The organism is Microcystis sp. M015S2 (genome assembly GCF_020245945.1).
GTDB lineage: Bacteria > Cyanobacteriota > Cyanobacteriia > Cyanobacteriales > Microcystaceae > Microcystis.
Window position 1 is genome coordinate 1 of record NZ_JADBTX010000109.1, and the last position, 8,153, is coordinate 8,153.

Annotated in this window: 8 protein-coding genes and 1 pseudogene; 8 read left to right on the forward strand and 1 reads right to left on the reverse strand. The window is 41.5% G+C overall.

Annotation, left to right across the window (positions count from 1 at the left end):
• Positions 1-508: 508 nt before the first annotated feature.
• The 7 genes and pseudogenes from IM473_RS18625 (at position 509) to IM473_RS22620 (ending at position 6,395) form a co-directional block, all read left to right on the forward strand.
• A complete protein-coding gene (locus IM473_RS18625; RefSeq protein ID WP_287660419.1) occupies positions 509-1,273 on the forward strand; it encodes a PD-(D/E)XK nuclease family protein in 765 nt (254 codons plus the stop codon).
• A 625-nt stretch (positions 1,274-1,898) separates the two neighbouring features.
• Positions 1,899-2,588: a J domain-containing protein gene (locus IM473_RS18630; RefSeq protein ID WP_287660421.1), complete on the forward strand. Its 690-nt coding sequence runs from the start codon at positions 1,899-1,901 to the stop codon at positions 2,586-2,588.
• A gap of 257 nt (positions 2,589-2,845) precedes the next feature.
• Positions 2,846-3,457, forward strand: coding sequence for a DUF3611 family protein (locus IM473_RS18635; RefSeq protein WP_287660422.1), 612 nt, complete (start codon positions 2,846-2,848; stop codon positions 3,455-3,457).
• Positions 3,458-3,459: 2 nt separating this feature from the next.
• A complete protein-coding gene (locus tag IM473_RS18640) occupies positions 3,460-3,801 on the forward strand; it encodes a DUF565 domain-containing protein (protein WP_002800797.1) in 342 nt (113 codons plus the stop codon).
• A gap of 136 nt (positions 3,802-3,937) precedes the next feature.
• Positions 3,938-4,276, forward strand: a pseudogene (locus IM473_RS18645) (zinc ribbon domain-containing protein); the annotation flags it as partial.
• Between the two features lie 6 nt (positions 4,277-4,282).
• Positions 4,283-5,830, forward strand: a complete 1,548-nt coding sequence (locus IM473_RS18650; RefSeq protein WP_287660423.1) for a mercuric reductase — start codon at positions 4,283-4,285, stop codon at positions 5,828-5,830.
• 376 nt (positions 5,831-6,206) lie between these two features.
• On the forward strand, positions 6,207-6,395 hold the full coding sequence (locus IM473_RS22620) for a hypothetical protein (RefSeq protein WP_353738167.1): 189 nt from the start codon (positions 6,207-6,209) through the stop codon (positions 6,393-6,395).
• Here IM473_RS22620 and IM473_RS18655 read toward each other — a convergent pair.
• Positions 6,316-6,510, reverse strand: a complete 195-nt coding sequence (locus IM473_RS18655; protein ID WP_287660425.1) for a hypothetical protein — start codon at positions 6,508-6,510, stop codon at positions 6,316-6,318. The two genes, IM473_RS22620 and IM473_RS18655, sit on opposite strands and share 80 nt — an antisense overlap.
• A gap of 26 nt (positions 6,511-6,536) precedes the next feature.
• Between IM473_RS18655 and IM473_RS18660 the strand changes: the two genes are divergently transcribed.
• Positions 6,537-7,871, forward strand: coding sequence for an AAA-like domain-containing protein (locus tag IM473_RS18660; RefSeq protein ID WP_287660427.1), 1,335 nt, complete (start codon positions 6,537-6,539; stop codon positions 7,869-7,871).
• Positions 7,872-8,153: the final 282 nt, after the last annotated feature.

Consider the following 8,153-nt stretch of genomic DNA (forward strand, 5'->3'; position numbering starts at 1 on the left):
CTCTAAGACTTTCTGGTATAGTTCACTTATCATTTTCGTTATTTAGGTCATATATAGTAAATATGACTTATCTTTTTTGGGAGTCTGTGTCTGTATTCCATGCTACATAAGCTTTTCAGCTTGCTTGTCCCCCTGTCAGGCTAAGACCTATTTTAACCCCCGATCCTTAGATTAGGTCAATCTCTCCCAATCCTTTTACTGTTGCAAGAGTGCCACAGTGCCTCATCTCAACAAGCAATTTAAATAGGCGGGCAGCTGATCTTAATGATGAGATAGGAAGTTTTTGTTTTGGCGGGTCAGTCCTCGGTCGTTAACACCAAATTAGGTTACACTTCATCTTTATGGGAAAGGCCGTCATGATCCTTTTTCTTAAGCATAGATTGTTCTAATCAATTTCTTTTGGTATTGTCTATCAAATGTTACTAAATACTCTGGCTATTCAACCTTCCTAGCATCTGTCAGCCAAAAACCATAGACTAACTCCTGTTTTATCAACGATAACTCTATCATGTCTAATATCTATCGTCTTGCCCAGGGCCATTTAAACCTATTGGAAACCTGTCCACCGAGATTTCAAAAAGTCTATCTAGAGCAACTTAACACACCGGCCGACCCCGGGCAATTGGAGAGGCAAGAATGGGGCAGTCAGTTTCACCTATTATTACAGCAGCGGGAATTAGGGCTGCCGATCACGTCCCTATTACGCGAAAATGAACAGTTAGAACATTGTTTAACAGCCCTATTAAAGGCTGCCCCGGCAATTGCCCAAAATCCAGGAGAAGCTAATCGAGAAGCGGAACATTGTCGCAGTTTAACTGTGGGTAATTATTTATTAACGGTTATCTATGATTTAATTTTACTAGAGAGCGATCGAGCGGTAATTTTTGACTGGAAAACCTACTTAAAACCTATCGATGCCGACAAACTAGCCAAAAATTGGCAGACGAGACTTTATCTGTATGTGTTGGCAGAAACTTCTGCTTATCCTCTTGATAGTTTATCGATGACCTATTGGTTTGTGCAGTTACCCCGCAACCCCGAACAAATTACTTTTAACTATAATCGCAAACTACACCAACGGACAGGACGGGATTTACGCCGTTTATTGAAGGATCTCGATCGCTATCTATCAGCATACCAAAATGATTTAGTCGATTTTCCCCATCGTCCCGATTGTCAACTTCATTGTCCCTATTATCTTACACAAGAGCGATCGGGCCAAATAGACTTACCCTCGATCCAGGATATCCCTGAAATCAATCCTTTTGTCTAATTATTGCCAATTTTGTCAGTATTCTCAATTCAGAATTCTGAAGATTATTTTTATTTATTCTCCCTTCTCCCCCTCTCCCCCTCCCTTCTCCCCAATTCATAATTCATAATTCATACTTTGTGCTTTTTGTCAAAAAAACTTTTTCTTTGTAATAAAACTACATAAAAAAAAGATCATCGTTGTGGGTGAAATTGACTAATTTACCCGTCTTAATTAGGATTACCTTGTAGGTGTGGCAAGAGTTTCAACCCTTGTCACCCAAAAAAGCACAGAGTAACCCACTATGAAATTCTATCAAATCGCTGTAACCATTGTAAAATCGTTGTTAAATAAAAATCTTTCTCAATTAATTCTTAAGAATTTATAAATATTGCGGAATGTTAATTTAAATATTCTCAAGTTTTTGGAGTCAATAGATAATTTTTGCTTATCTTTGTCCAACATGGGGTTAGAAGTCAGGAGTCGGGAGTCAGAAGTCAGTATTCAGGAGACAGGAGATTATTTTTATGTATTCTTCCCACACCCCACACCCCACCTCCCCACTTTCCCACTCTCGACAATTCTCCTTCTCCGCCGCGTTAACCATGGTCGATAATAACAAAAGACAGATCGATCGCTTGCGCTCATGACCGGCAACCACTACCAAACCTTAGAAATCAGCCATAAATCGACCCCTGAGGAGATTAAACGGGCCTATCGGCGTTTAGCCAGACAATTCCATCCCGATAGTCAAAACGATAGTGCCAGTCACGATAAAATCGTCGCTATTAACGCCGCCTACGAGATCCTAAGCGATCCGAGACTAAGAAAGGACTACGATAACCAACTAATCGCCAATTCTCCCGAAAAACGCGCCCAACGCACCGCCACCGCCCAAGCAAATTATCATCGTTACAAAGAAACGGTCCAGGAAGACGAAGCCCTGGTCAAACAGTGGTATAAACAGACCTATAGCCCGATTAATCGCCTGATCGGTCAAATTATCCGGCCTCTCAAAGGTCAGATCAATCACCTATCCGCCGATCCCTTCGATGATCAGTTAATGGCTGTTTTTCAAGACTATCTAGAAACCTGTCGCCAAAATCTCGATCGAGCCAAAACCCTCTTTTGCCAACGGCCTAATCCTGCCAAAATGGCCAAAGTGGCCGCTTCTCTTTATTACTGTCTCAATCATCTCACTGACGGACTAGAAGAATTGGAAACCTTTACCCTTAACTACGATGATCGCTCTCTCCACACCGGTCAAGAAATGTTTCGCATGGCCCAGCGTTTACAGGTAGAAGCTAAACAGATAGCCAGTCAGTGCCAAAATTAGACCGCTTGTAAAAATCAAAAATTGTTGTTAGGGTGAGGAGTCAGTAGCCAGTAGTCAGTAGTCAGGAGAATTAAGAATGAATAATAATCAATTAAATGGTCTATTTACAGATTTTAGTCCATTTAATCATTATTTTTGCCGTCTTTGAACCCTGAAAAATTAATTATGCCAGAGGTTTATTAAATCTCTAGCCATGGGCAAAAAAAAAGACGAAAATAGATCAAGACCAGATTTACCCAATCCCTAGCTTAACCCCGATGAGAGACAAACAATCAGAAATTACCAATATATCCACCCCTAGAGATTCTGATCTTTATTCCTTGCCTCCAGCCGTCCAACGGGCTGCTAATATCCTTTTACGTCAGGGAAGAATCGGTTTTTGGACGCAGATTGTCCTAGGCGTAATTTCAGGGGTTTTATTGCTCATTGCTACCGCTAGTTTATTAGGGACGAGACAACGCACTTCCGGTATTGAAATCGGTGTTTTATGTGCCATTGGTGGGGCTGGTTTTTTGGTGGTCGCCATTTTCTTTTCCTCTCGTTACATGAAAATTGCCCGTCAAATGTTGAGGGTTGATCAAGATAGTCGCCCGAAAAAATCCGATACTATTCAATTAATCCGTCAGGGTTTAATCGCTAATATTATCGGGATGTTTTTAACCATTTTGGGAGCGCAAGCCTTGGCGGGAATCGTCTTAATTAAATCCCTCAATGTTCCCCAAGGTACTTTTAATGTTGCCTCTAACCCCAGTCAATTTGTTAATTCCGTTGACCTGTTAATTGTGCAGGCTAATACTAATACAATTCTCGCTCACTTTACCGGTATTGTTACCTCTTTGTGGCTTCTTAATCGTATTACTTCTAAATAAATATGACCATGCAACGCACCCGTTTAAGTACGCTGGCTAATGTCACCAGCAGCCGGTTTAATAGCTTTTTTGGTAATCCTTGGCGGCGGATTTCCCTCCAGCTAATTTGTGTTTTATTTGGAGTTTTTTCTGGTCAAGCAATTGTCACCACTGCCGGTCAAACTGCTCAATGGGATGTCACCGCTGCCGGTTTATTACTGCTGTTTACGGAGGCGACTAGCCGGATTGTTTACCGAAAAAGTTCCCAGGCTAAACCAGCACCGATTCTGCGAGAATCTCTCAATTTACTAAAAATTGGTATCACCTATAGTTTATTTCTAGAAGCCTTTAAAATTGGCTCTTAAATCCCCAATTGAAAAATAAAACGCACGACTCCTTAAGAGTTGACAGAGAAAGGCTCATCAGGTTTTGTCCGATTAATACAACAACAACTAACATAGAACCAAGAGACTTGCTCTACCAACTTGGTCAAGAGGGAAATTTATTGACTATAAACTACAGAATAAAGGCGGTTTATTGATGGAGATTGATAGATTTTTCCCTAGCTCTAAAACCTGTTCTCTTTGTCTCTATCAAATGTCTGATATGCCATTAGACGTTAGAAAATGGACTTGTCCAAGCTGTGGTACACATCACGATAGAGACGAAAATGCAGATAAAAAAATGAGAGCAGAAGGCATCAGAAAATTATTGGTCTCAGGAACTCGGACCACTGCTCAAAGAGGAGAAGTAAGTCAAAAAGGTGGATGTAAATCTGTCTTGAGGCATTCCCCTGTAAATTCCGAAGTCTTGACAACTGCGCCTAGGGAGTCGAGGTAGTTCACTATGTTTCAAAATAGCTCCAGTGAAGTTAATATTCTCCCCATGGACGAACATAATCAAAAATTAGTTAATTATGTTCATCCTGCCGATTGGCTCAATCCCCAACCCCAATATTGTTATGATTTAGTTGTCATCGGTGCGGGTACTGCGGGTTTAGTCGTAGCGGCAGGGGCTGCGGGTTTAGATATAGGTTTAAAAGTGGCTTTAGTGGAAAAACACTTAATGGGGGGAGATTGCCTCAATTTCGGTTGTATTCCTTCTAAATGTCTGATTCGTTCCTCTAGAATTATCGGGGAAATTGAGAAAGCCAAAAAATTAGGAATTGATATTGGGGATACTAGGGTAGATTTTGCCAGAGTCATGACCAGAATGCGGCAAATTCGCGCCGATATTAGCCATAATGATTCGGTGCAACGTTTCCAAAAACTAGGTATCGATGTCTTCTTGGGTAGTGCTCGTTTTTTAGGACAAAATGCTGTGGAAGTGACCGGAAAAACCCTCGCTTATAAAAAAGCTGTCATTGCCACTGGTGCTAGGGCTTTTCATCCCGATATACCCGGACTAAAAGCGGCGGGATTTTATACCAATGAAACAATTTTTTCCCTAACAGAATTACCTCCCCGATTAGCTGTTATCGGTGGCGGGCCGATTGGTTGTGAATTAGCCCAAGCTTTTCAACGGTTAGGCGCACAGGTGATTTTATTTCATAATCATTCCCATCTGTTGAATAAAGAAGACCGAGAAGCGACCGAAATTCTTGAGAATACTTTGCTGCGGGAAGGAATGCAGTTAATTCTCTCCTGTCAAATTGAACGGGTGACAAAAAATGAGCGGGGTAAAACCATTGAATATACTAGCAACGGTCAAGGAGCAACTATCACCGTCGATGAGATTTTAGTCGCTGCCGGCCGGGAGCCTAATCTGTCAGGATTAAATTTAGAAGCAGTGGCCGTGGAATACGATACTCGTCGGGGAGTCAAAGTTAATGATTATCTGCAAACTACTAACCCGAAAATTTATGCTGCTGGAGATATCTGTATGGATTGGAAATTTACCCATGCCGCCGATGCGGCCGCCCGTATTGTGATTAAAAATACCCTCTTTTCTCCCTTCGGTTTCGGACGCTATAAGCTGAGTAATTTAGTTATGCCTTGGGTCACTTACACTGACCCAGAAATCGCTCGTGTCGGCATGGATGAAACCCAGGCACAGACCCGGGGATTGGTCACTAATACTATTAAAATTCCTTTGAGTATAGTCGATCGAGCTATCGCTGATGGCGAAACGGACGGTTTTTTAAAAATTATTCACAAACAAGGTTCCGACCAAATTTTAGGAGCTACTATTGTCGCCGCTCACGCCGGTGAGATGATTTCTGAAATTACCACCGCTATAGTTGCTCAAATCGGACTGCGTAAACTCTCTATTGTTATTCATCCCTATCCCACCCAAGCGGAAGCGATTAAAAAAGCTGCCGATGCCTATCGTCGAACTCTCTTGACTCCTAATAGTAAAAAATTCTTGGCGTTGTTGACTAAATTATCGGGTTAAAATCAGTTATCAGTTATCAGTTATCAGTTAAGCTAAGACGCATTTAAAGTGCTTATTCTTAAGATTAGGTAGGTTGCATAGGACAAACCGAAGAACCATAATTCATAATTCATAATTCATACTTTGTGCTTTTTGTCAAAAAAACTTTTTTTTTGCAATAAAACTACACAAAAAAAAGATCATCGTTGTGGGTGAAATTGACTGATTTACCCGTCTTAATTAGGATTACCTTGTAGGTGTGGCAAGGGTTTCAACCATTGCAGCTTAAAAAAGCACAGAAAAACCCATTATGAAATTCTATCAAATCGCTGTAACCATTGCAACACCGTCGTTAAATAAAAATCTTTCTCAATTAATTCTTAAGAATTTGTAAATATTGCGAAATGTTAATTTAAATATTCTCAAGTTTTTGGAGTCAATAGATAATTTTTGCTTATCTTTGTCGAAAAATAGAACTCCTGCAAAATCCAACATCTACCATTGGGTTAGAATTCAGGAGTCAGGAGACAGAATTCAGGAGTCAGGAGATTATTTTTATGGTTCTTCGTTACTTGGTATGGTTTGATCGGGTGGCATAAATCGACTAAATCCTTATCTGGCAAGAGACTTAATTGATTAGTTCGTTCTAGATAGAAAACAATTGACAAAAATTGCATAGCAGGAACCGAAGAACCATTCATAATTCATAATTCATAATTCCCCACTTATGAGAGATTCCATGTCGGGCTATCTAAGAGTACAACAACACTGCCTCAATCAAGTTAAATTAGCCGTGAGAAAGCAGGGCTTTAGCAGTCAACGATCCTTAGCTAAAGAAGCTGAATTTAGTCTGGCTATTGTCAGCAACTTCCTGACCGGTAAACCGGTAGAACAAGCCACTTTTGCCCAAATTTGTCATCGATTATCCCTAGACTGGCAAGAAATCGCCGCCCTGAATTTTCAGCTAACAGCACCCCCTCAAGACAAAATTCCGGTTAATTCTCCATCCAAGAGCGAAAAATTGGACACATTACCCCCCTATCCCAATGGGGCAGTTCCCCTTGGTTCCCCATTTTATTTAGAACGTCTTCCCCTGGAAGAACAGATAAGGCAGGAAATCAAGAAACCGGGGGCTTTAGTGCGGATAAAAGCCCCGAAAGAAATGGGCAAAACTTCCCTGCTTTTGAGAATGCTCGATTTTGCCAAACAGCAAGGCTACCGCACGGTGAGTTTGAACTTAGAACAGGTGGACCAGGCCATTTTGAGTGATTTAAACCAATTTTTGCGCTGGTTGTGTGCCAATGCCGCCCGTCAACTACAGTTAAAACCGCAATTAGATGAGTATTGGGATGAGGATTTAGGCAGCAAGATTAGCTGTACGGTTTACATTCAAGACTATCTGCTTGAATCGATTACCGCCCCCATTGTCCTCGCTCTCGATGAACTTAATCAGATTTTTGAACATCCCCAAGTGGCCAAGGATTTTTTACCGCTGCTGCGTTCTTGGTACGAGGAAGCCAAAACCCTGCCTATCTGGCAAAAACTCCGTCTTATCGTCGTCCATTCCACAGAAATTTATGTTCCCCTGCAGCTCAATCAATCCCCCTTTAACGTGGGATTCCCCGCACAGTTAAGTCATTTTAGTCTTGAGGAGGTATTACAATTAGCCCAACGTTATCAACTCACCTGGGAAAATCAGGAAAAAGTCAAACAATTGATGGAGCTAGTGGGAGGACATCCAGCTTTGGTACAAACTGCCCTCTACTATCTCAGTCGGGAGGAAATAACCATGACGCAAATATTAACCAGTGCCACCTCCGTCACGGGGATTTATGCCCATCACCTGCGGCGCCATTGGGCAGTATTAGAACAACAGCCGGAACTAGCAAAAGCCCTCGACCGGGTGATGAGCGCGGTGGAACCCGTACAATTAGACCCAATTCTCGCTTACAAACTCAGCAGTATGGGACTACTCAAACAATCAGGAGATAAAGTAGTACCAGGCTATGAATTGTATCGACGCTATTTTTTAGAGGTGAAATCCTCTATCAGTTATCAGTAAACAGTAATCAGTTATCAGTGAGGGTGTGGGGTGTAGGGTGTGGGGTGTAGGGTGTAGGGTGTGGGGGGAGTGGGAATTATGAATTATGAATTATGAATTATGAATTGGGGAGGTGGGGAAGTGGGGAAATTGAACTAAAACCCCTGACAGGGGGACAAGCAAGCTGAAAAGCTTATGTAGCATGGAATACAGACACAGACTCCCAAAAAAGATAAGTCATATTTACTATATATGACCTAAATAACGAAAATGATAAGTGAACTATACCAGAAAGTCTTAGAG

Coding starts and splice junctions, on each gene's coding strand:
- IM473_RS18625 (WP_287660419.1), top strand. CDS start 509: ATGTCTAATATCTATCGTCTTGCCCAGGGCCATTTAAACCTATTGGAA.
- IM473_RS18630 (WP_287660421.1), top strand. CDS start 1,899: ATGACCGGCAACCACTACCAAACCTTAGAAATCAGCCATAAATCGACC.
- IM473_RS18635 (WP_287660422.1), top strand. CDS start 2,846: ATGAGAGACAAACAATCAGAAATTACCAATATATCCACCCCTAGAGAT.
- IM473_RS18640 (WP_002800797.1), top strand. CDS start 3,460: ATGACCATGCAACGCACCCGTTTAAGTACGCTGGCTAATGTCACCAGC.
- IM473_RS18650 (WP_287660423.1), top strand. CDS start 4,283: ATGTTTCAAAATAGCTCCAGTGAAGTTAATATTCTCCCCATGGACGAA.
- IM473_RS18655 (WP_287660425.1), bottom strand. CDS start 6,510: ATGAATGGTTCTTCGGTTCCTGCTATGCAATTTTTGTCAATTGTTTTC.
- IM473_RS18660 (WP_287660427.1), top strand. CDS start 6,537: ATGAGAGATTCCATGTCGGGCTATCTAAGAGTACAACAACACTGCCTC.